The 26,205-nt window shown below is 65.2% G+C and carries 23 protein-coding genes; 13 read left to right on the top strand and 10 right to left on the bottom strand.

Going from position 1 to position 26,205, the window contains the following annotated elements; all coding sequences use genetic code 11:
• Window positions 1-72 precede the first annotated feature (72 nt).
• Complete coding sequence (locus IVB23_RS35980) at window positions 73-1,206, top strand: DJ-1/PfpI family protein (RefSeq protein WP_247805024.1); 1,134 nt, start codon at window positions 73-75, stop codon at window positions 1,204-1,206.
• Window positions 1,207-1,270: 64 nt separating this feature from the next.
• Here the strand turns inward: IVB23_RS35980 and IVB23_RS35975 are convergent, their stop codons facing one another.
• Window positions 1,271-1,657 carry a hypothetical protein gene (locus IVB23_RS35975; protein ID WP_197488807.1) on the bottom strand — a complete coding sequence of 129 codons (387 nt, stop codon included), beginning with the start codon at window positions 1,655-1,657 and terminating at the stop codon, window positions 1,271-1,273.
• Between the two features lie 144 nt (window positions 1,658-1,801).
• Here IVB23_RS35975 and IVB23_RS35970 point away from each other — a divergent pair, with 144 nt between their 5' ends.
• Window positions 1,802-2,308 carry a GNAT family N-acetyltransferase gene (locus tag IVB23_RS35970; protein WP_247801756.1) on the top strand — a complete coding sequence of 169 codons (507 nt, stop codon included), beginning with the start codon at window positions 1,802-1,804 and terminating at the stop codon, window positions 2,306-2,308.
• Window positions 2,309-2,393: 85 nt separating this feature from the next.
• Here the strand turns inward: IVB23_RS35970 and IVB23_RS35965 are convergent, their stop codons facing one another.
• Complete coding sequence (locus tag IVB23_RS35965; RefSeq protein ID WP_247801754.1) at window positions 2,394-4,340, bottom strand: DEAD/DEAH box helicase; 1,947 nt, start codon at window positions 4,338-4,340, stop codon at window positions 2,394-2,396.
• A 246-nt stretch (window positions 4,341-4,586) separates the two neighbouring features.
• Here IVB23_RS35965 and IVB23_RS35960 point away from each other — a divergent pair, with 246 nt between their 5' ends.
• Window positions 4,587-5,159 carry a hypothetical protein gene (locus IVB23_RS35960; protein WP_197967655.1) on the top strand — a complete coding sequence of 191 codons (573 nt, stop codon included), beginning with the start codon at window positions 4,587-4,589 and terminating at the stop codon, window positions 5,157-5,159.
• Between the two features lie 5 nt (window positions 5,160-5,164).
• Window positions 5,165-5,845, top strand: coding sequence for a glycerol-3-phosphate 1-O-acyltransferase PlsY (plsY, locus tag IVB23_RS35955; protein ID WP_197967656.1), 681 nt, complete (start codon window positions 5,165-5,167; stop codon window positions 5,843-5,845).
• 52 nt (window positions 5,846-5,897) lie between these two features.
• On the opposite strand, the gene IVB23_RS35950 is transcribed toward plsY, so the two are convergent.
• From IVB23_RS35950 to IVB23_RS35940, 3 genes are all read right to left on the bottom strand, one after another.
• Window positions 5,898-6,356, bottom strand: a complete 459-nt coding sequence (locus IVB23_RS35950) for a VOC family protein (protein WP_247801752.1) — start codon at window positions 6,354-6,356, stop codon at window positions 5,898-5,900.
• 108 nt (window positions 6,357-6,464) lie between these two features.
• On the bottom strand, window positions 6,465-7,616 hold the full coding sequence (locus tag IVB23_RS35945; protein ID WP_247801751.1) for a zinc-binding dehydrogenase: 1,152 nt from the start codon (window positions 7,614-7,616) through the stop codon (window positions 6,465-6,467).
• Between the two features lie 168 nt (window positions 7,617-7,784).
• Window positions 7,785-8,423, bottom strand: a complete 639-nt coding sequence (locus tag IVB23_RS35940) for a class I SAM-dependent methyltransferase (RefSeq protein ID WP_247801733.1) — start codon at window positions 8,421-8,423, stop codon at window positions 7,785-7,787.
• Between the two features lie 332 nt (window positions 8,424-8,755).
• Here IVB23_RS35940 and IVB23_RS35935 point away from each other — a divergent pair, with 332 nt between their 5' ends.
• The 5 genes from IVB23_RS35935 (at window position 8,756) to IVB23_RS35915 (ending at window position 13,466) form a co-directional block, all read left to right on the top strand.
• A complete protein-coding gene (locus IVB23_RS35935) occupies window positions 8,756-9,163 on the top strand; it encodes a nuclear transport factor 2 family protein (RefSeq protein ID WP_061883045.1) in 408 nt (135 codons plus the stop codon).
• A gap of 208 nt (window positions 9,164-9,371) precedes the next feature.
• Entirely contained in the window at window positions 9,372-10,589 is a 1,218-nt protein-coding gene (locus IVB23_RS35930; protein ID WP_247801731.1) for an MFS transporter, read from the top strand.
• Window positions 10,590-10,666: 77 nt separating this feature from the next.
• Window positions 10,667-11,827, top strand: a complete 1,161-nt coding sequence (locus IVB23_RS35925; protein ID WP_247801729.1) for an MFS transporter — start codon at window positions 10,667-10,669, stop codon at window positions 11,825-11,827.
• Between the two features lie 70 nt (window positions 11,828-11,897).
• A complete protein-coding gene (locus IVB23_RS35920) occupies window positions 11,898-12,509 on the top strand; it encodes a PilZ domain-containing protein (RefSeq protein WP_061882830.1) in 612 nt (203 codons plus the stop codon).
• Window positions 12,510-12,839: 330 nt separating this feature from the next.
• Window positions 12,840-13,466, top strand: coding sequence for a transglutaminase-like cysteine peptidase (locus IVB23_RS35915; RefSeq protein ID WP_247801727.1), 627 nt, complete (start codon window positions 12,840-12,842; stop codon window positions 13,464-13,466).
• A 118-nt stretch (window positions 13,467-13,584) separates the two neighbouring features.
• Here the strand turns inward: IVB23_RS35915 and IVB23_RS35910 are convergent, their stop codons facing one another.
• Window positions 13,585-15,354, bottom strand: coding sequence for a CYTH and CHAD domain-containing protein (locus IVB23_RS35910; RefSeq protein ID WP_247801726.1), 1,770 nt, complete (start codon window positions 15,352-15,354; stop codon window positions 13,585-13,587).
• A gap of 251 nt (window positions 15,355-15,605) precedes the next feature.
• Between IVB23_RS35910 and IVB23_RS35905 the strand changes: the two genes are divergently transcribed.
• Window positions 15,606-15,806: a hypothetical protein gene (locus IVB23_RS35905; RefSeq protein WP_247801724.1), complete on the top strand. Its 201-nt coding sequence runs from the start codon at window positions 15,606-15,608 to the stop codon at window positions 15,804-15,806.
• A gap of 376 nt (window positions 15,807-16,182) precedes the next feature.
• On the opposite strand, the gene IVB23_RS35900 is transcribed toward IVB23_RS35905, so the two are convergent.
• From IVB23_RS35900 to IVB23_RS35890, 3 genes are read right to left on the bottom strand one after another with little or no spacing between them, the layout of a single operon-like run.
• Complete coding sequence (locus IVB23_RS35900) at window positions 16,183-19,245, bottom strand: efflux RND transporter permease subunit (protein ID WP_247801722.1); 3,063 nt, start codon at window positions 19,243-19,245, stop codon at window positions 16,183-16,185.
• A gap of 60 nt (window positions 19,246-19,305) precedes the next feature.
• Window positions 19,306-20,421, bottom strand: a complete 1,116-nt coding sequence (locus IVB23_RS35895; protein ID WP_247801720.1) for an efflux RND transporter periplasmic adaptor subunit — start codon at window positions 20,419-20,421, stop codon at window positions 19,306-19,308.
• On the bottom strand, window positions 20,418-21,905 hold the full coding sequence (locus IVB23_RS35890) for an efflux transporter outer membrane subunit (protein WP_247805023.1): 1,488 nt from the start codon (window positions 21,903-21,905) through the stop codon (window positions 20,418-20,420). The genes IVB23_RS35895 and IVB23_RS35890 overlap by 4 nt, the downstream gene beginning before the upstream one ends.
• A gap of 187 nt (window positions 21,906-22,092) precedes the next feature.
• Here IVB23_RS35890 and IVB23_RS35885 point away from each other — a divergent pair, with 187 nt between their 5' ends.
• Window positions 22,093-22,809 carry a TetR/AcrR family transcriptional regulator gene (locus IVB23_RS35885; RefSeq protein ID WP_247801718.1) on the top strand — a complete coding sequence of 239 codons (717 nt, stop codon included), beginning with the start codon at window positions 22,093-22,095 and terminating at the stop codon, window positions 22,807-22,809.
• A gap of 113 nt (window positions 22,810-22,922) precedes the next feature.
• Here the strand turns inward: IVB23_RS35885 and IVB23_RS35880 are convergent, their stop codons facing one another.
• On the bottom strand, window positions 22,923-23,627 hold the full coding sequence (locus IVB23_RS35880) for a GntR family transcriptional regulator (protein ID WP_247801716.1): 705 nt from the start codon (window positions 23,625-23,627) through the stop codon (window positions 22,923-22,925).
• A gap of 255 nt (window positions 23,628-23,882) precedes the next feature.
• Between IVB23_RS35880 and IVB23_RS35875 the strand changes: the two genes are divergently transcribed.
• On the top strand, window positions 23,883-24,869 hold the full coding sequence (locus tag IVB23_RS35875) for an ABC transporter ATP-binding protein (RefSeq protein ID WP_061882838.1): 987 nt from the start codon (window positions 23,883-23,885) through the stop codon (window positions 24,867-24,869).
• 41 nt (window positions 24,870-24,910) lie between these two features.
• Window positions 24,911-26,200 (top strand): PotD/PotF family extracellular solute-binding protein, encoded by a 1,290-nt coding sequence (locus tag IVB23_RS35870; protein ID WP_061882839.1) that lies wholly within the window; start codon window positions 24,911-24,913, stop codon window positions 26,198-26,200.
• Window positions 26,201-26,205: the final 5 nt, after the last annotated feature.

Genomic DNA, 26,205 nt, shown 5'->3' with positions numbered 1-26,205 from the left:
GTCATTCCCGATGTCGTTGCCAGCGGTTAGCTTCCGCCTCGCATGAGGCAACGAGGATCGGGCGACACCATGATGATATGGCGCATTCTGGCGTGGTGTGGCGTCGGCTGCGTGGCACTGCTGGCGGCGATCGGTGGAACCTGGCTGTTCCTGCTGCCCGGCTTGCCGGCTCAGGGGACCGCGCCTGCGATATCCAGGGACGAGACCGAGGCGACGCTTGCGGCGTTGAAGCCGCCAAAGCGCAAGCGTCCCCTGATCGCCATCGTCGGTATCAACGAGATGAGCGAGACCACCGACTATCTGATGCCGTACGGCATCCTCGCGCGCGCCGATGTCGCCGACGTCCTCACATTGGGGACGCAGCCCGGACCCGTCGCACTCTATCCCGCGTTGAAAGTGCAGCCGCACGCGACGATCGCCGAGTTCGGTGCTGCGCATCCCGACGGCGCGGATTACGTCATCGTGCCGGCGATGAGCCGCGACGACGATGCCGTGGCCCTGCAGTGGATCAAAGACCAGGCCGGCAAGGGTGCGATCGTCATCGGCGTCTGCGTCGGCGCCATGGTCGTCGCCAATACCGGGCTGCTTGACGGCCGCCGGGCCACCACGCACTGGTATTCGGTGCGCGATCTGCAAAAGCATCCCGCGATCCGCTTTGTCGCGGACCGCAGGCTGGTGGTCGACCGCGGCGTCGTGACGACGACCGGCATCACCGCATCCATGCCGATGGCCCTGACCCTGGTCGAGGCCATTGCCGGCCGCGCCAAGGCGCTAGCCGTCGCCCGCGACATCGGACTTGCGGAATGGGATGCGCGCCACCGCAGCGAAGCCTTCCGGTTCACACGCCCCTTTGCACTGACGGCGATCGCCAACACGCTCGCAATCTGGAACCGCGAGCAACTCGGCATCGCGCTGACGCCTGATATCGACGAGGTGTCGCTTGCGCTGATCGCCGATGCGTGGTCGCGCACCTATCGCTCGCACGCCCTCACCTTCGCCGCCACGGCGGAGGCACGGACGAGCCGCAGCGGCCTCCGCATCCTGCCTGACAGGATCGCGGCCGACTGGCCGGCAAAGCAGACGCCGCCGGCCGCCGTCGACCTGCCGCCGGCGCGAGCGCTGGACCAGACGCTGCAATCCATCGATGCGCGCTACGGGCCACGCACGGCCGACTTCGTCGCGATGCAGCTCGAATATCCGAGATAACGGCACGGCAGCTCGCCGGCTGTCGCGTGCAACGGCCGACGCACCGTGTTTGCGCAGAGCGCCGTTACGGCATCGCCAGATGCCAGGCGCCGTTCAAGAAGCCGTCGCCGGTGATGTCGCCGGGCTTCTGGTCCTTGGCGAAAGTGTAGAGCGGCTTGCCCTTGTAGGCCCACTGCTTCGAACCATCGTCGCGGGTGATGATGGTGTAGCCGTCGCCGGCGGCGTCGCTCGCCTCGGCCTTCAGCACCGGCCAGTTGGTCGCGCACGGACCGTTGCAGGCCGACTTGCCGTCCGCATCCTTGTCGAAAGTGTAGAGTGTCATGCCCTTGGCGTCGGTCAGCACGTTGCCCTTGTCGGTCTTGCCCGTCTTGGTCGGCGGTGCGGCGAAGGCGGCGGGAACGATCGCGAGCGATATTGCCAGCGCGAGCGCGAGGCGGATCGAGGACGTCATGATGTCTCCTGTCATGCAATTGGCTTGCATGGGTAGGACGCCGGACGCGGCCTCGTATTCCTCGGATCGCAGAAAGATATTTTTCGCTGCGCGCGCCAACGCGGTGGAATAAACTGGATGACGTGAGACGGAACGACGGATGAGATGAACAAGCCGCATTGGCGCCCAGCGCGCGTATCAGATTTCCGCGCGATCGTCGCGATCGCCGCGCGCATCCATCCTGATCTGCCGGAACGCCCCGAAGTGTTCATGGAAAAGATGCAGCTTTATCCTGCCGGCTGCCGCGTGCTCGTTGGAGCGGATACGATCGCCGGCTACGGTCTCGCGCATCCCTGGAAGCTGCATCAGATCCCGCCGCTCGACGGTTTCCTCGAGCGACTCCCCCAAGACGCAGACTGCCTCTACGTGCACGATGTCGCCGTGCTGCCCGACCGGCGCGGCGGCGTGGCGCGCGACTATATTGGCGGCATTGCGGAGCTCGCGCGCGCATCCGGCATCGCGGCGCTCGCACTTGTCTCGGTCTACGCCACGCGGCCGCTATGGGAGCATCTCGGCTTTCGTCCGGTGACGGCAGACGCGGCACTGCGCGCGAAGCTCGCCTCCTACGGAGAAGTCGCGACCTATATGCGGCATGACCTCACCGCGGCGTAGCGCTCCTGCCCGACCGCCCCGCTGCAGATGACGTCGCCGGTGCAATCCGGCGGCCTCATCGTCGTCTGTCCTGAATGGCGGCGGCTCAGCCGCGATGCTTCTTCTTCGTCTTCTTTCCCGGCGCGCCCTTCACCGGCCAGGGCGTCACCGACGGCTCCGCGCGGGCCTGCTTGTCGCGATGCTTCTTCTTTCCAAAAGGCGGCGTATCGCCGAATCGCGGTCCGCGCTCGCCGGACGGTTTGCCGCGCGGCTTGAATTCACGTGCCTCGCCCGGGCGCTCGTCGCGGCGTTCGCGACGATCGCCATCGGCTCTCTCGCGAGCCGGCGCGTGTGACCGTTCCTCCGACGGTGCCTGTCGTTGAGGCGCCTCCGCCATCGGCTCGATGCGGATGCTGTCTTCCTTGTCCGGACGCTTGACCTTGGCAGCGAACGACTCCGCGACCCGCTCGGAAATCTCGAACTCGGTCGTGGTGTCCATGATCTTGATGGCGCCGATATCGTGCTTGTCGATGCCGCCGCGGCGGCAGATCATCGGCAGCAGCCAGCGCGCCTCCGCGTTCTTGCGTCGTCCGATGGCGGCGCGGAACCAGACGCTGCCTTCCGCCATGCCGTGTTTCGACGATGCTTTACCAGGCTTCGATCGGAGCCGCGCTGGGCGATCCTCGCTGTCTGCGCCTTGAGATCTGTCGCGACCACGATCGTCGCGCGTCCGGCCGCTTCGTTCGCCGGGATCGATGATGTCCTCGGGCGACGGCAGCCGCGCGCGGTAAAGCCGCGCGAGCGCGGCGGCGATGTCCTCCGCCGAGCGCTCGGCCAAGAGCGCCTGCGCCAGCGCCAGATCGTCGGCCGTCGTCTCCTCGGTGAACAACACGTCCTTCATGCGCGCGTGATCGAGCTTGCGGATTTCGTCGGCTTGCGGTGCCGTGCCCCAAACGGCATCGATGCCGGAGACGCTGAGCAGCATCTCGGCACGCCGCCGACGTGCGGGCGGCACCAGGAGGACGCTCGTGCCCTTGCGGCCCGCGCGCCCGGTGCGGCCGGAGCGATGCTGCATCACCTCGGCATCGTTGGGCAGATCGGCATGAATGACGAGGTCGAGGCTCGGCAAGTCGATGCCGCGGGCGGCGACATCGGTGGCGACGCAGACGCGGGCGCGCCCGTCGCGCAGCGACTGGAGTGCCAGGGTGCGCTCGTTCTGCGTCAATTCGCCGGAGAGGGCGACGACCGAAAAGCCGCGCTCCAGCAGCGCCGCCTGCAAATGCCTGACGGCATCGCGCGTGCTGCAGAACACCAGCGCGCTCGGCGCCTCGTAGAAGCGCAGCACGTTGACGACGGCGTGCTCGACGTCGGCGGGCGCGATGCGGATCGCGCGATACTCGATATCGGCGTGACCGCCTGCGTCACCGGCGACCTCGATCCGGAACGCGTCGCGCTGGTATTGCCTCGCCAGCGCGACGATGCCGCGGGGAAACGTCGCCGAGAACAGCAGCGTGCGGCGCGTCTCCGGCGTGGTCTCGAGAATGAACTCCATGTCCTCACGAAAGCCAAGATTGAGCATCTCGTCGGCCTCGTCGAGCACGACGGCGGCGAGTTCGGAGATGTCGAGACGGCCACGGCGCAAATGATCGCAGAGCCGCCCGGGCGTGCCGACGACGATATGAGCGCCTGCGGCCAGTTCGCGCTGCTCGCGCCGCGGATCCATGCCGCCGACACAGGAGACGACGCGCCCGCCGGCATGCCCGTAGAGCCAGGCCAGCTCGCGCTGAACCTGAAGGGCGAGCTCGCGGGTCGGCGCCACGATCAGGGCGAGCGGCGCTGCCGCGGGCCCGAACTGCTCGGCATCATCAAGAAGATTCTTCGCGATGGCCAATCCGTAGGCGACAGTCTTGCCGGAGCCGGTCTGGGCGGACACCAGAAGGTCACGGCCTGCGGCTTCGTGAGCAAGCACGGCGAGCTGGACGGGGGTCAGTGAATCATAGTTCCGCTCGGCCAAAGCGCGGGCGAGCGGCGGGGTCAGGGCCGGAAGGGACACGAGATGGAGAACCTTGGTTGATTCAGGCGCGGAACGGTGATCCGGCGAACCTGAGCTGCATGCGCGGCGAACGGCCTGGCCGCACGCTGGCGATTTGATCTGGGCGCTCTTTACGCCAAGCGCCGGCAAATCGCCATGCCTATGTTGCATGGCTTGGTGGAGAGCACCGCGCCTCAAGGTTGCGGCAGACTCTTCCGGCCACCTCCATTAACCTGAGACCGACCGGATTTTCATGGGAATGACCGCGTGACGCCCTCCGTCAAACGCAGCTGCGGCGACTGCACGCTCTGCTGCAAGGTGATGGCCATCGAGGCGCTGGCCAAGCCCGCAAATGCCTGGTGCCGGCACTGCAAGCCCGGCCGGGGCTGCTCGACCTACGCCGCGCGTCCGGGTGAATGCAAGGCCTTCGCCTGCCTGTGGCTGGTCAACGATCTTCTCGACGAGCGCTGGAAGCCGAGCCGATCAAAACTCGTCCTGACGACGTCGAAGGACGGCATCGAAGTCCGGTGCGACCCGGGCTCTCCCAATGCCTGGCGCAAGGAGCCCTACGCTGCCGATATCCGCGCATGGGCGGCGGAAGGCGAGCGCAACGACATGACGGTGGTGGTGATCGTCGGCAAGCGCTTGATCCTCGTCACGCGGGAGCGTGAGTTCGATCTCGGGATCGTGGGACCGGACGAGCGGATCGTGCGGGAGCTCGAGGGCACGAAGGTGGTGGATGCGAGAGTGGTGAAGGAGAGCGAGATCGCCGCGGCCGCAAGCCCGGAACAGAGGCAGAAGACCAACCGAGGACTGCCTGATATGAAAGCGTCGAGGTGAGCCCCATGGGTTTCTGGATTGCGTGCGCGATGGGATTGGCGATCGCTTATCTCTTCGGTTCGACGCCGACGGGCTATCTGGCAGGAAGACTGCTGCAGGGCATCGACATTCGAGAGCATGGCTCCAGATCCACCGGGGCAACAAACGTGTTGCGCACCTTGGGAAAATGGCCGGCATTGGTCGTCCTGTTGGTCGATGTGCTGAAGGGCGCCGGGGCGATCGTCTTCGCCCGCTGGTTCTGTCGTTGGCTCACCACCTTGCCGTCCGTGACGCTGCCGGCAGCGCTCTATTCCCAAACCTGGATACCCTGGGCCGTCTGCCTGGCCGGACTTGCCGCGTTGTTAGGGCACAGCCTTTCGATCTGGCTGAATTTCACGGGCGGCAAATCGGCTGCGGCGGGTCTGGGCGTCCTGCTCGCGATGTCTTGGCCGGTCGGTTTGGGGGCCGCCATCGCCTTTGCCGTTGCGCTGGCGATTTTCCGCATCGTGTCACTTGGCTCGATGCTCGCCGCGCTGACTGCGATCGCCCTCGTCTGCAGCCTGGAGCAACCGTTGCCTTACCGATTACTCGTGATTGCCGGGGGCATCTACGTGATCGTGCGTCACCGTGCCAACATTCACCGGCTACTGGCCGGGGCAGAGCCACGGCTCGGACAGGTCAGCCCAGAACCCAGAACAGAAATATAAGGGCTTGTCGTGGTGTCCGTCGTTCCGGCGCAGCGCCGACCGCCCAGGTTCATCAGCAGGTGCCCTCGTTGGAGCCACGCTCTCGAATCTGGATCTCCGCGTAGACTTCCAGCAAATTGCCGTCGGGATCGCGGAAGAACAGCGTGCGATGCCCGAAGGGCTGGTCCGTCGGCGGCGACAGCAGCGCCACGCCTTGCCGCAGCAGTTCATCGGCGCATTGATCGACCTCGGCGGCGGAGACCTTGAAGGCCAGTTGCAGCGAGGCGCTGCCCGCCGGGATCGGCGCATCGGAAGCAGTCCGACTCGGCCTCGCCAAGGCCAGCGTGTTGCTGCCCAGGCCGTATTCGATCCAGTTCGGCGACAGCTCGCGCAGCAGCGGGAAGGCGAGGACGTCCTCATAGAAGCGGCGCATCGCCGCCATGTCGCGTACGAAGATGACGGTGTAGTCGATCGCGCGGATGGCGCTGAAGGGGGAGCGTCGGTTTGGGTCGTCAGTCTCTTCGTTTGTCATTTCATCGTGCAATCCAAACTCCGACGCGTAGCCCGCATGAGCGAAGCGAGATGCGGGAATCATCAGCAAGGCCCCGGATATCGCTTCGCTCATCCGGGCTACGCATCCTCATCCCACCAGCTCCGGCCACGGCACGATGGTCGATTTCACCGTCTTCATCGCCATCGCATCCCTCACCGCCTGCGCGACGCCCTCTTCCGTAAACGGATAGATCGTCTGCATCTTCAGCCACGGGTATTTGTCGCGCGTCCGGTAGAGCATGTCCACGCCGAGCGGCAGATCGTTGCCGGTAAAACCCCAGGATCCGAGCACGTTGAGATCCTTGGTGCAGATGCGGTGCCAGGAGGTGTCGATCGAGCCGGCGTCGGTGAACTGGCCCATCTCGACATAGGTGCCGCCGTCGCGCAGCATCTCGATGCCTTCGGGTCCGGCGGTCGGGTGGCCCGAGCAGTCCATCACGAGATCGGCGCCGAAGCCACCGACGATCTCCCGTACGCGTGCGATGCGCTCCTGCGGCGACTTGATCTCCTCGATGTTCACCGTCGCCTCCGCACCGAACTCGCGGGCGAGCTTGAGCCGCGGCTCCTCCGGCGCGCCGACGCAGACGACGCGCCCTGCGCCCATCTCCCTGGCGGCGGCGACCGCCAGAATGCCGATCGGGCCGGAGCCCTGGATCACTACGGTGTCGCCCCAACTGAAGCCGCCGGCGCGGGTTGCACGATTGAAGGCGCGGATGCAGGAGGTCAGCGGCTCGGACAGCGCCCCGAGCCGCAGCGACATGTCGTCGGGCAGCTTGTAGATCTTGGTGCCCGGCAGCATGTCGAGGTCGACATAGACATATTCGGCCCAGCCGCCCCACAGGTGCGGCGCCTTGTCGAAGCCGAGATAGCGGCCGTAATAGACCGGGGTCAGGCACTTGTTCGCGGTTTGCGGATAATGGACGCAGTAATAGCAGCGGCCGCACGGCATCAAGGGCGGGATCATCACCTTCGAGCCGACCGTCAGCGGCTTGCTCATGAAGTCCTCGGAGAATTCATCGCCGCATTCGACGATGTTGCCGCCGAGCTCGTGTCCCAGCGTGAACGGCCAGGGCAGCGGCTTCGGCCAGTGCCCCTTGAGGATATGGAGATCGGTGCCGCAAACCCCGCAGGCGCCGACCTTGATCAGCGCGCCCTTGCGGCCGACCTTCGGCCACGGCACGGTGCGGATGACGGGCTCCGAGCCGGGCCCGGCGTGGGTGCAGACGCGGATTTGCTCCATGAGTGTGTCCTCGCTGCCCGCTTGTTATGATTGGTCATGCGGGCTGATCGAAAGCGTATGTGAGATGCGCGCTCGTGCCAAGGTGCGGCCTTGTAGCCCGTATGGAGCGTAGCGGAATACGGGGAAGCGGCCCCCGGATTTGCGCTACGCTCCATCCGGGCTACAGGACTAAAGACCGCAGACGCATATCTGCCGCATGCTTTCCGCCGTCAGTGGCCCGCGATCGAAACCACCGAAGCGCTCGATGAGTCGGAGGCCGCCCGAGGTCACGAGCAACGGCATCTCCTGCGGGAAGATGCTGCGCATCGGCAACGCGACTCGCCAAAAGTCCTTCTCCGTCTTGCTCGACCAGTACCAATCCACGTGCCTGATCTGGGTGAGTGGGTCGTATCTCGCTGTCTCCTCGACGGTGATCGCCCCAAAGCCATCGTGGACCACCGTGCCGATCAACTCGCGCTTGTTGGGATCAGCGTTGAGCATGGCGATACTGGGCAGGAAGGCGTCGAACACCAGCCGGCCCTGCGGCGATAGGTGTCTGCCGACCGACCCGAAGAAGCCTCTGAAGTCGTGGAGGCTATGCAGGTGCAGGATCGAGTTCACGGCGACGACGATGGTGTCGAATGTCCGCCCTCCGAGATCGAAATCGCGCATGTCCAGCTGGACCAAATCCAGCTCAACCGCTCGAGCCCTGGCATGGCTCCGCGCGCGCTCGAGCATCTCCGGCGACAAATCGCCTCCGACGACCTGAAATCCCGCCTGCGCCAGGGGAATCGTCAGGCGACCGCTGCCGCACGCGAGATCGAGCACGCGACCGCCGCGTTCGCGTGCGATCTCGACGTAGAAGCCTTCGAGGATCGGATCTGGTGGCGCCATCAAATCGTAGAGATCTGGGCGATTGTAAAGACTGTTCTGTTCCATGAGGGCGATTGTAGCGGATAGTCTCGCGCCCCGCGTGGGGCGGCTCGTCCGCTATAGCTCGACGAGCCCAGTACGAAGCGACATGTTGGACCGGCGCTTCCGCAAGTCGCATTGCTCGTGCGAATTACACGCTTTCACGCTCAACGGTGCATCCTCCGTATTCCGGCAGGAATCTTGCAGCGAAGCGCGCAGTATCGCACCGATTTCATGTCGAGGAGCCCATGACCGAGAACATACGCGCCCTCTTTGATCGCTGGGAGCAGGTTTGGCACGAGGGACGATTTGACCTGATCCCGGACTGCGTGGGATCGCACTACATCCGTCACGATGAGAGAGGCGACCGGACCGTCAGCCGGGAAGAGTATGCTGCGGAATTGCAGACCGTGCATCGAGATCGGCCCGGAATCCGCGTCGTGGTGTATGATCATTCCTTCACGAGCGAGCGCGCGTGGTTCCGATTTGCATTCGTTTGGCCCGATCCGACGACCGGCGAGAAGCGTAGTCGCGCCGGCATGCAAAGCTATCGTATTGAGGGCGGCAAGCTGGCCGAGACCTGGATCACGATGCTTGGTCTTGGGACCGCATGGGCCGACGAGCCCCAGGAAAGCTGGACCCGCCGCAAGACGTGAGGAGGAGCTCAGGTTCGGGACGTCGCTCGTCCGCCCGTCGCGATTTGCGGCGCCGGAGCACGGTCGATAGCGCGACGAAGTCACGGCTACCATGCAAGGCATGGCTGGTCTTCGTCCACGTGCAAAGTCTTGAGCCGTCGCCAGCGAACGTGTAAGGCGCCAAGAGTCCCACTCAGGTCATCCCGTGAACCCCCTCCCCCAAAATCCCATGGCCGCATCCGGATCGTTTGCGGCGATGAAGTCCGTGCCCTACCGTCTCCAGTTCGCCTCTTACGTGCTGGCGATGATGGCGGACAATATCGAGCATGTGATCAGCTATTGGGTGGTATTCCAGAAATTCCATTCGCCGACGCTGGGCGGGTTTGCCGTGCTGTCGCACTGGCTGCCGTTCCTGCTGTTCTCCGTCGCGGTCGGTGGCCTCGCCGACCGGTTCGATCCGCGCCGCATCATCCAGTGCGGCATGCTGCTGTTCATCGTCGCCTCCGCCGGATGGGGCTTCTTCTTCCTGACCGATACGATCCAGATGTGGCACGCGATGCTGCTCCTGGTGATCCACGGCTGCGCCGGCGTGCTCTGGCAGACGCCGAACCAGCTTCTGCTCTACGACCTCGTCGGCCCGGCCGATCTGCCGAGCGCGGTGCGGCTGAACGCGATGGCGCGCTATCTCGGCATCCTGGTCGGACCTGCGGTCGGCGGCATCATCATGCTGACGCTCGGTCCCTCGCACGGCATCATCTTCAACACGCTGTTCTATCTGCCGATGCTGCTCTGGCTGTTCTGGGCCCCGGTCAGGGACAAGAGCGTGGCGGCGCGTCGCTTCGCGGTGCGCGGCCTTGCCGACATCGTGCTCACCATCCGCGCGATCGGCACCCAGCCCGTGCTGTCGGCGATGACGTGGCTTGCCGGCCTCACCTCCTTCATGATCGGCAACGCCTATCACGCCCAGATGCCGGGCTATGCCGGCGATCTCGGCCATGGCGATCCCGGCGTCTCCTACAGCGTGCTGCTCGCGGCGGATGCGGCCGGCGCGCTGCTGGCCGGCATCGCACTGGAATCCTGGGGACGGCTGAAGGGCACCCCGCGCACCGCAATCACGCTGGCGATGCTGTGGAGCGTGGCGCTGCTCGGCTTCGCACTAGTGCCGGTCTATCCGGTCGCGATTGCGCTGCTGTTCTTTGCAGGCTTCTTCGAGCTCTCCTTCAACACCATGGCGCAGGCGCTGGTGCAACTGAACGCGCCGCACGACATCCGCGGCCGCGTCGTCGGCCTTTACAACATGGCCGGGCTCGGCATGCGGGCCTTCAGCGGCATCACGGTCGGGGTAGCAGGCGCGGCGATCGGCATCCACTGGTCGCTCGGGCTCTCGGCCGCCGTGCTGCTGGCGCTGCTGTGCCTGCTGTATCAGCACGCGGCGAAGGCGGCGTGAGGGCGCAGCGCTACGACACAGCCGATTGACTCCGGCGTCCCCTCACCGCACGCTCAAGACTTTTGGGAGATGGGGCATTGCGCAATCGCTGGGGCATTCTTGCGATCCTGTTCATCGTGCGCCTCACCATCGCGTTCCAATTCCAGAGTGTCGCGGCGGTCGCCCCGCTGCTGCAACAGACCTTCGGCGCCGGCATCGCCGATATCGGCATCCTGATCGGGCTCTATTTCACGCCAGGCGTGGTGCTTGCGCTGCCGGGCGGCGCCATCGGCCGGACCCTCGGCGACAAGCCGACGACGATTGCCGCGCTGCTGCTGATGACTGCGGGCAGCCTCGTCATGGCCGTCACCGACGTCTGGAGCTGGCAGATGGCGGGCCGCCTCGCCTCCGGCGCCGGCGGCGTGCTGCTGACGGTGCAGCTTACCAAGATGGCCGCCGACTGGTTCGCCGGAAAGGAGATTGCGACCGCGATGGCGATCTTCGTCAATTCCTGGCCGGCCGGGGTCGCGATCTCGCTGCTGGTGCTGCCGGCGATCGGCACCGCCCATGGTGCGGGCGCCGTATTCCTGTCCGTGGGCGCACTGACCGCGATCGGCATTCTGCTGATCACGTTCTACCAGCCGCCGCCGGGAGCCGGCGCCGGCGCTGCCGGCTCGGGCCGGCTCGATCCGCTGGCGCTGCTGGCGGTGATCGTCGCAGGGCTCATCTGGGGCCTCTACAATGTCGGCTTCGCCATGATCTTCTCGTTCGGCCCGACGCTATTGGCCGAGCGCGGCTGGAGCATCGCCGCGGCGGGCTCGGCGATCAGCGTCGTGATGTGGCTGTCGGTGATCTCTGTTCCAGCAGGCGGCTATCTCGCCGACCGCTTCAAGCGACCCTTTATATTGGCGATCGGGGCCAGCCTCATCGTGGCGGGACTGCTGGCCTGGCTGCCGCGATCGGACGCGGTGATCACCATCCTGATCGGCCTGATCGGAGGCCATCCGGCCGGCCCGATCATGAGCCTCGCCGCCCGCGTGCTCGCCCCGGACACCAGGGCGATCGGGATGGGCGTGTTCTACACCCTCTTCTATGCGGCGATGATGCTGGGGCCGGCGGTGGCCGGGCGGCTCGCCAAATCGGCCGGGACCGCCGCGGTCGCGCTCGACCTCGGCGCGCTGACGGTGCTGGCCTGCCCGCCCCTGATGTGGCTTTTCGAAAGCATTGTGTCTGTCCGTTGCCGCCGCGCCCAATCCTAACGCGGCATTAACCCTATGCACCTTAGGGTCGTCCCGGACTCCGCCCGGGCGGGGGGGTCGGGTGTTGAAAATGGCGTTGGCGAACAAAAAATTTCTTCCGGCCGCCGAGGAGCGCAGGCGCTTCCAGCGGGTGAAGGTGCACCTGCTCGGCCGCTACATGCTGCCGGACCGCCGGGAATTCCCCTGCCAGGTGATCAACATGTCGCCGGGCGGCCTCGCTTTGCTCGCGCCCGGCATCGGCAATGTCGGCGACCGCGTCGTCGCCTATCTCGACCATATCGGCCGCGTCGAGGGCAAGATCACCCGCATCATCGACAACGGCTTCGCCATGACGATCGGCGCGACGCCGAGGAAGCGCGACAAGCTCGCGGCCCAGCTGACCTGGCTCGCCAATCGCGACATCCTCAACCTGCCGGAGGACCGCCGCCACGACCGTATCGTGCCGCGCAACCCCATCGCGGTGCTGACGCTCGAGGACGGCACCAAGATGACGTGCCGCATCATCGACCTCTCTCTGTCGGGCGCCGCGATCGCCGCGGAGAACCGCCCGCCGCTGAAATCGACGGTTCTGCTCGGCCGGGTCCAGGGCCGCGTGGTCCGAAACATCGAGGACGGCTTCGCGCTGGAGTTCCTGCACGAGCAGCCGATCGAGACACTCGAAGAGAGCGTTACCGCGCGGTAAAGCACGCGGACGCGAAAACCTCATTATTTCCAAGCTGGAAGGCGGCCTCCGGGATGCGGATGCCGCCTTTTTCGCATCGCCTGGCCGCCGCCTTGCGGTTAACGCGTCGGTCGCGGAGCGGCGCGCACGCCGGTTCTGCCAGCCTTTCCAAGTTAATCGGTAAAATTTGAATCGATTGCAGTCATATCGAATTTTATTCGAATTCGATTCAAGTATACGTCGAATTCGCTGCGCATTTTACTTGCATTCGTCTCGACTTGACTTGGTTGACTTAGCGGCAACTCAAAAGCTCCATGCGAAATGTGGTCCCAACAAGAAACGGGGACCGCAATGTTTGACTTCAGGGGACAGGGGAAGAGGCTGGCGCTGGTCGCCATGCTCTTCGGGATCAGCGCGGCGGCGCAGGCTGGCGAAAGCCGTCTGCTCTACGCGAGCCTCGGCGACACCACGCGTGCGCCGATCGGCTGGGTCGAGTTCTGCGCGGACAACGCCGCCCAGTGCCAGGGCGCACCGATGCAGCCGCGCGACATCGTGATGTCGCAGGCCGCATGGCGCGACCTCGTCAAGGTCAATCGCTGGGTCAACGAGACCATCAAGCCTTTGACCGACCAGGAGCACTGGGGCGTGATCGAGAAGTGGTCGCTGCCATTAGACGGCTACGGCGACTGTGAAGACTACGTGCTGTTGAAGCGCAAGATGCTGATCGACGCCGGATGGCCGCGCCAGGCCCTGCTGATCACCGTCGTGCGCGACAAGAAGGGCGAAGGCCACGCGGTGCTGACGGTGAAGACCGACAAGGGCGAGTTCGTTCTCGACAATCAGAACGAGAACGTCGTCGCCTGGACGGAGACCGGCTACCGCTTCGTCAAGCGCCAGTCGCAGAGCGATCCCAATGTCTGGGTCTCGCTGGGCGATACCAAGCCGGCGGTCTCCACCGCCAGCGCCAAGGACCAGTAGGAACGAGACAACGAGTTACGCGGCCCGGTCACATCCCCACCCCTCCCCGTCCCAGACCGGTTCGCGCGCGCCCAGCCATCCCCCAATGGCTGGGCGCAACTTTTTGGGGGATGCACGATCAGCTCTGCTGGCCCTGGCGAGTCCAGGGAACGCGTGCGGCGGTGAAATTCCGCCAGCTATCCTGCAGCGCCTGCTGCACGCCGATCGATGCCCGCGCCTGCCAGCCGGCGATCGCGGCCGCCGCAATGGTGCTGTCGCGATCGTCAGCGCCGAGCCCGTCGAGCAATGAGGCCGTCACGGCCATGTCGTTGAAGACGCCGAGCTCCTCCTGCAAGCCGGCGAGCCGGCGCGCGAATTTTCGCGCGGACTTGCGATCCTCGTACAGCGGCAGCAGGAACTCGCCGAGATAGCGCAACCGCTTGGTGGCGAGCCGCACCCGGTGGAGCTCGTCGACCGTGAGCGACTTGAAGCGGCGGCCGCGCTTGAGCACCTTCGCATACTGCTCGGACAGGACGCGTTCCGCGAAATTGACAGCGGGCTCGGCGAGCCGGCCGAGATCTTCGGGCGCGACGCCGTTGCGCCAGCCGCGCGTCTCGATCCAGCCGCCGAGACCGATCAGGAAAAGCGCGCAGCGGCGATCATCGAGCGCATTGCGGACCCCGCGATAGGCTTCCGCCTGACGCTGAGCCGCGACCCGCGCGAGCGCATCGAAGCCGGTGACCGACGGACATGCCTTTGCGATCGCCGGCAAGGTGTCGAGCTGGAACACGTCCCAGTCGCGCGCGGCGGACAGGCCTTGCGCCAGCCATTTGGCTTCCGAGCGCAGCGCATCGAGGTTGCCGAGCGCGCCGACCGATCGCATCAGGTCGAGCGCAGATCGCAGCCGGCGCAGCGAGACGCGCAGCTGATGCACGCCTTCCGGATTGCGACCGTCCTCGGCGGCCGGCAACGATTGCAGCAGGTGAAGGAAGCAGGAGCGCAGGATGGCCGCGAAGGCTTCGTCGAGCGCAACGGAGGGATCGAGGCCAAGCTTGCGCGGCCGGCGTGCCGACGGCGGCTGGTCCGCGGCAAGGTCGAAGCCGCGTGCGGATTTGCTGCGGATGGACGGCCTCACCGTTCCGTGCTCCGCAAGGCGCAGCGCGATCTCGTAGATCGCGCTCGCGCCGCCGCTCTTCAGCTCCAGCTCGATCTCGCTCACCGGCATCGACCTGCCGCCTGCGGTCAGGTCGCCCCGATCGAAGGCCACCTCGACCGTGCCGGACGGCAGGTCGACGATGCGCGTGTGCCGATGGATATCGGCCTTGAACACCGCTTCGAGCGGCTGCGCGTCGAGTTGGCCGCGCAGCTTCTCCGGAATGAACGGCATCGCCAAGGCGACATCGGGCGCAAGCGACGGCACACTCGCTTCCCATTCGCCGCGACGCAGCGGATCGTCCGCAACGTCGCTCTTCACGGTCTGCACGAAGCGCGTGCCGCTCTGGCGGACGCGCAAGCTCAGGCCGGCGCGGCGAAGCGCCCGCTCGGGCGTGTCGTAGTAGACGGACTTGAGACGTTTGCGCGAGCCCTTGTTTCGTGCATTCGCCGCGATGACCGGCGCAGCGCCGAAATGCGCCATGCGATCGGCATCGACGAGAAGCTTGAGCTCGATTTCGCCGGCGGGATGAGCGGTGCTGCCCGGCTCGGTTGGCTGCAGATCAGGCGTCGCCTCTTGCGCCGGCGTCCGTTCGCTCACAGCGTCCTTGATCCCCGGCTCCGCGTCTGGTCCTGCGGGTTCAATCTGCCTCAGGAAGCCGGCAACGATGGGCGCTCCTTTGTTCTCCTTCGGAGACTGATTCCCATCCGGCGCGCCCAGAGTCTTGCGAGCCGTCGTTGAATCTGACTTGAGCATGGAGAGTTGCGTGACAGTTTGATGACAGAGCGCAAGCATATAGCGGATGAGCCGCGCGAGGAATAGTCAGGTGTCGTCGCAACGCATCATCGTCCACATGCGACATCTCGAACGCTGGGATCGACGAGGACTGTCACAATCGGGCGCGGCTTCTCGATTTCACTTGGCGTCGCATACAGTTAGTGATCCTATCAAGAAAGGAAATCTCACAGTTCTCGAAATCGAGATCAACGCAGCAACGAGCCTGGTTCATGCTGGCCGAGAAATTCTTTCTGGTTCTGGAGACACTTAGGAGTCACCTGCCCGATGACAGGCCCGAGATTGTGACAAGCCCTCCGCCGGAGGCGTCGACTCCCACAGATTCGCACCCCAAGAAACCGGTTCCCGACGGTCAGGAGCAGAAATATCGTTCGAGCGGCGGCACCACGGCGCCGGATGTTTCTGATCTCTGAGCCACGGGCATGCCAAATGAAGGCCACCGCTTCATTAGGAACCTTCATCGCCCTCGCGCTTGAAACGGCATGAAGACTCCATCACCGGGAATGCGCAGGGCGCTGCGCCAGGCTCAATTGTACGGGCACCTGCTCGTCCGAAATGACAGGTTGTATTACCCAGGCGGCAATCAACCGATCTGCTCGATACAGCTTGCGCGGGAGATGGTCAGATCAGGATGGATGACCAGGCAGGACGGCGAATACGAGATCACGCCTGACGGGCAGCTTGCCGCCGAAAGCGAGCTCAATCGCTGACATAGACCGCCTCCCTGTCCCAGACCGGTTCGAGCGCGGCCAAGCCTCTCCCAAAAGCCGGCCGCAACTTTTCCGGAGATTACGCCGGCGCTGTCTCGCCCGAAGCCGGCGCCGCTGCGGGCCGCGCGATCAGGGCATAGGCGACCGGCACCACGAACAGCGTGAACAGCGTGCCGATCGACAGCCCGGTCGCGATCACGAGGCCCATGTTGTAGCGCGACACCCCGCCCGCTCCGCTCGCGGTGATCAGCGGAACGACGCCGAGCACCATCGCCGCGGTCGTCATCAGGATCGGCCGCAGCCGGATCGCCGCGGCCTCGATGATCGCCTCGGTCACCCCCTTCCCTGCCGCGCGCAATTCGTTGGCGACCTCGACCATCAGAATGCCATGCTTGCTGACGAGGCCCATCAGCGTGAGCAGCCCGACCTGGGTATAGATGTTGAGGCTCGCGCCGCCGATGCCGAGGCTGATGAAGATCAGCGCGCCGGCGAGCGACATCGGCACCGATACCAGGATGATGACGGGATCGAGGAAGCTGTTGAACAGCGCCGCCAGCGCCAGGAAGATGATGATGACGGCGAAAGCGAACGTCGTGACGAAGCCGCCCGACTCCTGCTCGAGCTGCCGCGAGGCGCCGCCGAAATCGACCGTGTAGCCGGCCGGCAAGGATTTCGCGAGATCCTTGAGCGTGGCAAGCGCGCTGCCCATCGACACCGTCGGCATCGCAACGCCCGAGATCGTCGCCGCATTGATCTGCTGGAAATGATTGCGCGACTGCGGAACGGTCCTGTTCTCCAGCTGGGCGACGGTCGAGAGCGGCACCATCGAATTGTCGCTCGCCTTGATGTAATAGCCGAGCAACTGGTCTGCCGTCAGCCGATCGTTCTGCTTGGCCTGGGGAATTACCTTGTAGGAGCGGCCGTCCAGGCTGAAATAATCGAGATAGTTGCCGCCGAGCATGGTCGCGAGCGCACCGCCGAGATCACTCATCTTCAGGCCGAGATCACCGGCCTTGTCGCGGTCGAAGGAGACCAGCGTCTGGGGCCTGTCGATTTTCAGGTCGGTATCGAGGAAGATGAATTGGCCGCTCTTCAGCGCCTGCACCATGAAGTTGCGCGAGACCTGGTCGAGTTCGTTGTAGGAACCGGTCGTACCGATCACGAACTGGATCGGAAGGCCGTTGCTGCCGGGCAGCGGCGACGGCTGGAAGGCGACCGAGCGCGTGCCGGCGATGGTGTTGAGCAGGTTCTGGAAATCCGGCTGGAGAGTCTTCGTGGTCAGGCTGCGCTGGTCCCAGGGCTTGAGCACCCAGCCTCCGATCGCCTGGGTGGGCGTGTCGATCTGGAAGAGGGTCTTCGTTTCCGGGCGCCTGGCCACGAGGTCGTAGACCTGCTGGCTGTAGAATTGCCGCTGCTGAAGCGTCGCTGAGGGCGCCGACGTCGTCAGCGAGAGCACGACACCCTGGTCCTCGTCGGGCGCGAGCTCGCTGGTCGAGGTCGCGTAGAGCCAGGGAATGCCGGCCAGCAGCAGCAGCGCGAACACGGCCACGACCGGCTTCATCGCAAAGGCGGCCTCCAGCCTGCGGCGATAGGCGCCTGAGAGCCACTCCAGCACGTGGTCGATCGTCCGGACCAAGCGCGCCTCCCAGTTCGTCGCATCGCGCTCGGTCTTGCGCAATAGCCAGGCGCAGTTCATCGGCGACAGCGTCAGCGCGATCACCGCAGATACCGTGACCGCGCCTGCGAGCGTGAAGGCGAACTCGGTGAACAGCGCGCCGGTGAGGCCGCCCTGGAATCCCACGGGCACGTAGACCGCGATCAGAACCACGGTCATGGCGATGATCGGGCTTGCCAGCGCGCGTGCGGACTCGATCGCGGCCTCGGCCGGCGCGACACCTTCGTCGATCAGCCGGTGCACGCTCTCCACGACGATGATGGCATCATCCACCACGAGCCCGATGGCGAGCACGAGTGCAAGCAGGGTCAGCAGGTTGATCGAGAATCCCATCAGCAGCATCAGGCCGAAGGTGCCGATCAGCGACAGCGGAATCGCGATGACGGGGATCAGGACCGATCGCCACGAGCCCAGGAACAGGAACACCACCACGATCACGATCAGCACCGCTTCCACCAGCGAGTGGACGACCTCGTCGATCGAGGAATTGACGAAGTCGGTGGAGTCGTAGAGCACCTCGCCGATCAGACCGTTCGGAAGCTGCGCCTTGATGTCGGGCAGGACCGCCTTCACACCGTTGACGACGTCGAGCAGATTGGCCGTGGGCGCCGTCTGGATGCCGATATAGACAGCCGTCTTGCCGTTGAATTTCGTTTCGCTGTCGTAATCGTCGTTGCCGAGCGTGACGTTGGCGACGTCGCGCAGGCGGATGATGGCGCCGTTGACGGTCTTGACCACGAGGTTGCGGTACTGCTCCAGCGAATGGAGGTTGGTCGAGGCAGCAAGATCGACCTGCACCAGCCGGCCCTTGGTCGTGCCGAGGCCGGAGATGTAGTCGTTGCCCGACAGCGCGGTCGATACCTCGCTTGCGGTGAGCCCGTAAGCCGCCAGCTTGTCGGGATCGAGCCAGGCCCGCAGCGCAAACTTCTTGGCGCCCAGCAATTCGGCCGTCTGCACGCCGGCGACGGCCTGAAGGCGCGGCTGCACCACGCGCGTCAGATAGTCGGTAATCTGGTTCGGCGCCAGCACGTCGCTGGCAAAGCCGATGTACATGGCGTCGATGGTCTGCCCCACCTTGAGCGTCAGCGTAGGCTGTTGCGTGCCGCTCGGAAACTGGTTGAGGACCGAATTGACCTTGGCGTTGATCTCCGTCATCGCCTTGCCGGAATCGTAGTTCAGCCGCAGATTGACCGTGATGGTGCTGGAGCCGGTGACGCTGCTCGAGGTCATGTAGTCGATGCCGTTCGCCTGGGCGATGGCATTTTCGAGCGGCGTCGTGATGAACCCGGCGATGATGTCGGAATCCGCGCCGGCATAGGCGGTGCTCACCGTGACGATGGCGTTCTGCGTGCGCGGGTATTGCAGGATCGACAGCGTCGCCATCGAGCGCAGGCCAAGCACGAGGATCAGGGCGCTGACCACGAGCGCCAGCACCGGCCGGCGGATGAAGATATCGGTGAAACGCATCTTGTCCTGAACTCGTTGGTCGCCACTCGTTGCTGCGGTATCCTCGCGCCGTCGCGAAGCCTACTGGTCGACGATGTTCGGCGCGGCCTCGGCCTGCGGCACGTGTGAATTGTCGATCTTGACCGGGCTGCCGTTGCGCAGCTTCAGCTGGCCGGCGATGACCACCGTCTCGCCCGGCTTGATCCCATCGTTGACCGCGACGCGGTCGCCCTTCGGGGGCCTCGTCTTGACGAACATCTGCCGGGCGGTGCCCTGCCCGTCATGGAGATCGTCGACGAGATAGACCAGGTCCCCGTAGGAATTGCTCACGATCGCGGTGAGCGGGAGGGTGACGACCTGCTCGGGCTTGCCGACGGCGATCTCGACCTTTGCGAACATGCCCGGCAGCAGCCGAGCCTCGCCGTTGCGCAAGGTGGCGCGAACCTGGACGTTGCGGCTGCTCGAATCCACCTTGGCGTTGATTGCCGTGATCTGCCCGGTGAAGCGCTCGGCCGGAAAGGCATCGACTGCGACCGACACGTCCTGCCCGATGCGGATCGAGGCCAGCGCCTGCTGCGGCAGGTAGAAGTCGACATAGATCGGATCGAGACTCTGCAGCGTGACGATGCTGGTGCCGGCGGAGAGATACTGGCCGAGATCGACGGCGCGGATACCGAGGCGCCCGGAGAACGGCGCCTTCAACGTCTTCTGCTCGAGCAGGGCCTTCTGCTGCTCCACCAGGGCTTGGGCGTTCTTCAGGTTGGCCCTGTCGCTGTCGACCGTCGCCTGGCTCACCGCGTTGAACTTGATCTGCTCCTCGTCGCGCTTGAGCACGATCGCGTAGTTCTCCGCCGTCGCCTGCAGTGAACGCAGCTTGGCGAGGTCGTCGGTCGCCACCAGCGCCAGCAGGGTCTGTCCGGCCGTGACGCTGTCACCCGAGGAGAACTCGATGCTCTGCACGATGCCGGCGACCTGGAGCGCGAGATCGGCGCCGTTGACGGCGCGCAGCGAGCCGACCGCGCTCAGGCTGGACTGCCAGGGCGCGTTCGCGGCAACCGCTGTGGAGACGGTCTGCGGCGGATTGGCCAACGCGCCAATGGCCCGCCTGATCATGATCTCCTTGAAGGTCTGGAATCCATAGAGACCGCCGAACAGGATCGCCATCCCGCACAGCATGATTGTCATCCGCTTGATCATCGCAACGCGTCCTCGGTCTTCTTGTCGACGCCGGCGAAGTACCCGGCATTGGCGCGCGGCAGCGCGTCCGGCGTTTCATCCACGCGATTCCACCAGCCGCCGCCGAGCGCCTGAAACAGCGCGGCGGTGTCGGTAAAGCGGGTCGCCTGCGCCTTGACGCGCGACACCCGTGCGTTGAGGTAGGATTGCTGGGCGTTGATGACGTTGGCGTACGGCACGGCGCCGGTCTTGAACTGCTCGACCGCCATCGCGAGGCTGTCGGCGGTCGCCTTCTCGGCGGCGGTCTGCGCCTTCAGCGTCGCGGCGTCGTACTGGATGGCGCGCAGGGAATCCGCGACGTTCTGGAACGCGGTCACCACCGTGCTCTTGTAGAGCGCGAGATCCTGCTCGAACGCCGCCACGTCGGCTTCCTTGGTGTGGTACAGCGTTCCGCCGTCGAAGATCTTCTGGCTGACGCTGGAAGCCGCGCTCCAGACGATCGTCTCGGGCGAGAACAGCCGCTCGGGGCTGGTGGCGCCGTAGCTGCCCGAGAGCGTGAGCTGCGGCAGCAGGTTGGCGATGCCGACACCGACGGTCGCGGTCGCCTGATGCAAGGTCGCCTCGGCCTGACGAATGTCCGGCCGCTGCCGTACCAGCGTCGAGGGCAGCGACAATGGCAGCCGCCCGGGCAGGCGCAGATCGGCCAGCCGCACATGCTCGCCGCGGTCCTGGCTCGGCAGCCGGCCGAGATAGGCCATCAACTGGTTGCGCTGTTGCGCCAGCTGCTTCTGCAGAGGAGCCAGCGTCGCCTTGGCTTGCGCCAGCGTCGCCTCTTGCGACAGCAGGTCGGATTTCGAGATCGCACCGATGTCGAACTGGCGCTGGATGCGCGCCAGCTGATCCGACTCCGCCTTGATGATTTCCTCGGTCGCAAGGATTTGATCGCGGAGCGAGGCATCCGTGATCGCGGCCGTCACCACGTTGGCGGTCAGCGCGAGATAGGTCGCTTCGAGCTTGAAGCCCTGATAGTCGGCCTGGGCTTGCAACGCCTCGACCTGACGCCGCGTGCCGCCCCAGATGTCGAGCGCGTAGGACACGCTGACGGAAGCGTTGTAGAGCGTGTAGGTCGAACCTTGCGCCGGCCACACCCCCGACTGCGACGTGCTCGTCCGGTCGCGCTCCACCGAGGCGCTGCCGGACACTTGCGGAAACAGGCTGCCCTGCTGCGCCAGCGTATTCTCCCGCGCATAGCGCAAGGCGAACTGCGCCGCCTGCACGTCGGGATGATTTCGGATGGCTTCCTCGACAAAGGCGTTGAGCTGCCGCGAGCGGAATAGCGCCCACCAGGCGCCGGGAATGTCCCTCCCTGTTTCGAAGCCCTGCGAATTGCCGCCGGTCACCGGCGCGCTCGTGGTGGCGGCCGGGCGCTGCTCGCGTGTGTAGCCGTCCACGGCCGGTCCGGTCGGCGACACGAAGTCCGGTCCGACGGCACAGGACGCCAGCACGACGCCGCAGAGCGAGACGCCGGCCCAGGCCGAGGCCCGCGCCGGCCGCCACCCTGCTGCGACGACGGGGACGTGCCTGGGCCTGCCTGGAAGAGGAGCTGTCAAAGAACTAAACCGTTTAGTTTTTGTCCGGGAGGCTGTATGTTGCAGGTTGGAACCAAAAGTCAAGCCGTGGGGTTACAGGTCAATGACGACAGTGCATAAGGCGCAGATGCGAGAGACCAAAGGACTGGCCGATACGAGCCAGAAGCCGCGCGCCAGGGCCAAGCACAGCCAGATTCTCGACAGCGCCCGCGTTCTCTTTCTCGATCAGGGTTTCGATGCCACCAGCATGGACGCGATCGCGCGCGAGGCCGGGGTCTCGAAGGCTACGCTCTACGTTCATTTCGACGACAAGGACGATCTGCTGCTCGCGCTCGTGAACGAGGAGTGCAAGCGCTTCGGGCCGAAGACGCTATGGCGCGACCACGGCGGCAAGATCGATCTCAGGGCAGAACTCCACGCCATTGGCACGACGTTCCTCGAAGCCTTTCTCGACCAGCGCGGGCTTGCCGTGCACAGACTTGTGATGTCCTGCGCCTCGCGTTATCCGCGCGTGGCGGAGGTTTTCATGAAGTCCGGACCGGACCGCTGCGACGCCGAAGTGGCCGCCTTCCTGCGTGCAGCGCAGGCGCAGGGCCTCGTCGACGTTCCCGACGTCGCCATGGCGGCGACGCAGTTTCTCAGCCTGATCCAAGGCAAGGAGATCCTGAAATGGACCCTCTCGATGAAGACGCCGAGCCCGGCCCGCCATCGCGCGCTGATCGAGAATGGCATCAACGTGTTTCTCGCGGCCTATGAGCGACGTCCCGTGGCTGCGAAGCAGACGGGGCGAAACCCGACGAAGGCATCCGCGCGCCGCTAAAGCGCGATGCGATTAGGACGAATCGTGATCGCGCTTCAGGTTGTCGTTTAAGCATGATTTTTTCGGAAAACCGCTGCGCACTTTTCCGGGTCACGCTTTAGTATCAGGACCGCTCAGACGCCCAGCACGTCGGCGAGCCGCCGATCCGCGGCGTCGAGCTCTTTCAGGAACAGTTCGGCCTCGATTTCTTGCAGATGCGACAACATCAGCGCGCGCGCGGCCTCGCCATCGCGCCGGCCGATCGCCTCGACGATCCCGGCGTGGTGGTCGGTGCCGCAAGCCGGCGTGTCGTGGCGGCGGTAGAGCAGGATGATGAGCGAGGAGCGCGCGATCAGCTCCTTGAGGAAGCCGAGATAGATGCTGTGGCCGCTCATCTCGGCGACGATACGATGAAACTCGCCGGAGAGCCGCACCGAGGCGCGCGCATCGCCGCGCAGTTCCGCCTCGCGTTCCTCGGTGAGATGGCGCTGCAGGCGATTGATCCAAGTCGGAGACGCCGCATCGATCGCGTGATCGACGATGGCAGGCTCGATCAGGCGCCGCGCCTCGAACACTTCGCGGGCATCGGCAGGCGTCGGGCGCGCGACGAACGCGCCGCGGTTCTTCTCGATGTTGACGATGCCCTCATGCGCGAGCTGCTGCAGCGCGGTGCGCACCAGCGTGCGGCTCGCGCCATAGATATCGCCGATCTCGTCCTCGCCGAGCTTCGTGCCCGGCAGCAGGCGATGTTCTAGGATCGCGGCGGTCACGCCCTCCCGGATACGGCTGACCCGATCGCTCGCATCTGGCGCATCGGATTTCGGGCGGGTCTTGGCCATGGGCGTGAGGGCTCGATCGGCGACGTTCGACCGAATGGTAGTCGACGAGCTGTATCCAATCACAGGCGAAACTTTATACAATCTGAGCCCGTTTTGTGTGCAGAGGAATGCGCCGGCGGCGGCCGGCCAGCCGGAGTCGGAATTGACCTAACGATCTGACTCCACTGCACAGTTTTCTGAAATCGGTTGACTGAGGGTTGTTGGCACGGAGCTTGCGGAGAGAGGCGGAAAGCATCGCCCCTGCCCGGACACGCCATGGCCACTCCCGCCGCTCTCGAACTGGTTGCCGTCACCAAGCGCTACGACGCCACGCTGGCGGTCGACAACGTCAACCTGAAGATCCCGGCCGGCACCTATTGCTGCCTGCTCGGCCCCTCCGGCTGCGGCAAGACCTCGACCCTGCGCATGGTCGCGGGCCACGAGGCGGTCAGCGAGGGCGACATTATCCTCGGCGCACAGAACGTCACCGATCTCGAGCCTGCCAAGCGCGGCACGGCGATGATGTTTCAGTCCTACGCGCTGTTTCCGCACCTCAGCGTGCTCGACAACGTCGCCTTCGCCTTGAAGATGCGCGGGATCGACAAGCCGACGCGGCACAAGCGCGCCGGCGAATTGCTCGAGTTGGTCGCAATGAGCCAATATGCGGGCCGTCTCCCGGCGCAGCTTTCCGGCGGCCAGCAGCAGCGCGTGGCGCTCGCCCGCGCGCTGATCACCGAGCCGCAGATCCTCCTGCTCGACGAGCCGCTCTCCGCGCTGGATCCGTTCCTGCGGGTGAAGATGCGCGGCGAGTTGAAGCGGCTGCAGCGCGAACTCGGCATCAGCTTCATACAGGTCACCCACGGTCAGGAAGAGGCTATGGCCCTCGCCGACCACATCGTCGTGATGAACCAGGGCCGGATCGAGCAGCAGGGCACGGCGCGCGACATCTTCCACCATCCCCGCACCGAATTCGTGGCCCGCTTCATCGGCGGCCACAACGTCCTCAGCGACGCCGGCAAACTCATCGCCGTGCGCGCCGATCAGCTCGGCATCGTGCCGTTCGCTGACGGCGCGTTCGGCGCGCCGGCGCTGCTGACCCAGACCGAGTACCAGGGCTCCTACATCGCCGTCTCGCTCACGCTCGACGACGGCACCGCCCTGTTCTCCCACCTTCCCGAGGCCGCCTTCGACGTCCACCCGTTCCGTCCGGGCGATCGCGTGCTGGCCACCTGGGATCCCGCCAAGGCGCAACCCCTGCAATAGCGCCGATCAATCACCGGAATGCGCAACAGAGGAGTGATGACATGACCGAGACCACCAGGACGAAGGGCGTCAGCCGCCGCACGCTGCTCAAGGGCACCGCAGGTCTCGCCGGCCTTGCCGCCGGCTCGGGGGCGATCACCGGCTTTCCCTACGTGAAGTCGGCCGACGCGAAGGTGCTGCGCTATCTCGGCACCGCCGTGAACGAGGGCGACGACATCGCCAAGCAGTGCCTGAAGGACACCGGCATCAAGATCGAATACATCACCGCGACCACCGACGACGTCACCAAGCGCGTGATGACCCAGCCGAATTCCTTCGACGTGCTGGACACCGAATATTTCTCGCTGAAGAAGCTGGTGCCGTCGGGCAACATCCTTGCGCTCGACGCCAAGAAGATCAAACAGTTCGACAACATCACGCCCGTCTTCACCAAGGGCGAGACGCCCGGCGGCAAGAAGATCGGCGGCCAGGGCACCGCACCCTGGAAGGTGCTTTATCTCGAAGGCAAGGACTCCAAGAAGTTCGCGACGTCGCCGACCGAATTCGTCACGCTGATCCCGACCGTCTACAACGCCGACACGCTCGGCATCCGCCCCGACCTGATCAAGCGTCCGATCAGCACCTGGGCCGAACTGCTCAACCCCGAATTCAAGGGCAAGGCCTCGATCCTCAACATCCCCTCGATCGGCATCATGGATGCCGCGATGGTCGTGGAAGCCTCCGGCAAGTACAAATATGCCGACAAGGGCAATATGACCAAGGAAGAGATCGATCTCACCATGAAGGTGATGACCGAGGCCAAGAAGGCCGGCCAGTTCCGCGCCTTCTGGAAGGACTTCAACGAGAGCGTCAACCTGATGGCCTCCGGCGAGACCGTGATTCAGTCGATGTGGTCGCCGGCGGTGACGAAGGTGCGCTCGATGGGGATCGCCTGCACCTTCCAGCCGCTGAAGGAAGGCTACCGCTCCTGGGCCTCCGGCTTCTGCGTCTCCAAGGGCGTCTCGGGCGCGAAGCTCGAATGGGCCTATGAGTTCGTCAACTGGTTCCTGTCCGGCTACGCCGGCGCCTATCTCAACCGCCAGGGCTACTACTCCGCCGTCCTCTCCACCGCGAAGGCGCATATGGAGCCCTACGAGTGGGCCTACTGGATGGAAGGCAAGCCGGCCGAGAAGGACATCAAGGCGCCCGACGGTTCGCTGCTGGAGAAGGCCGGCGCGGTGCGCGACGGCGGCTCCTACGAGGACCGCATGGGCGCGGTCGCGTGCTGGAACGCGGTGATGGACGAGAACGACTACATGGTCCGCAAGTGGAATGAGTTCATCGCGGCGTAACGGAC

Source organism: Bradyrhizobium sp. 191 (assembly GCF_023100985.1).
In the GTDB taxonomy this organism is placed as follows: Bacteria; Pseudomonadota; Alphaproteobacteria; order Rhizobiales; family Xanthobacteraceae; genus Bradyrhizobium; species Bradyrhizobium diversitatis.
This window is presented reverse-complemented; position numbering and strand designations above follow the sequence as displayed.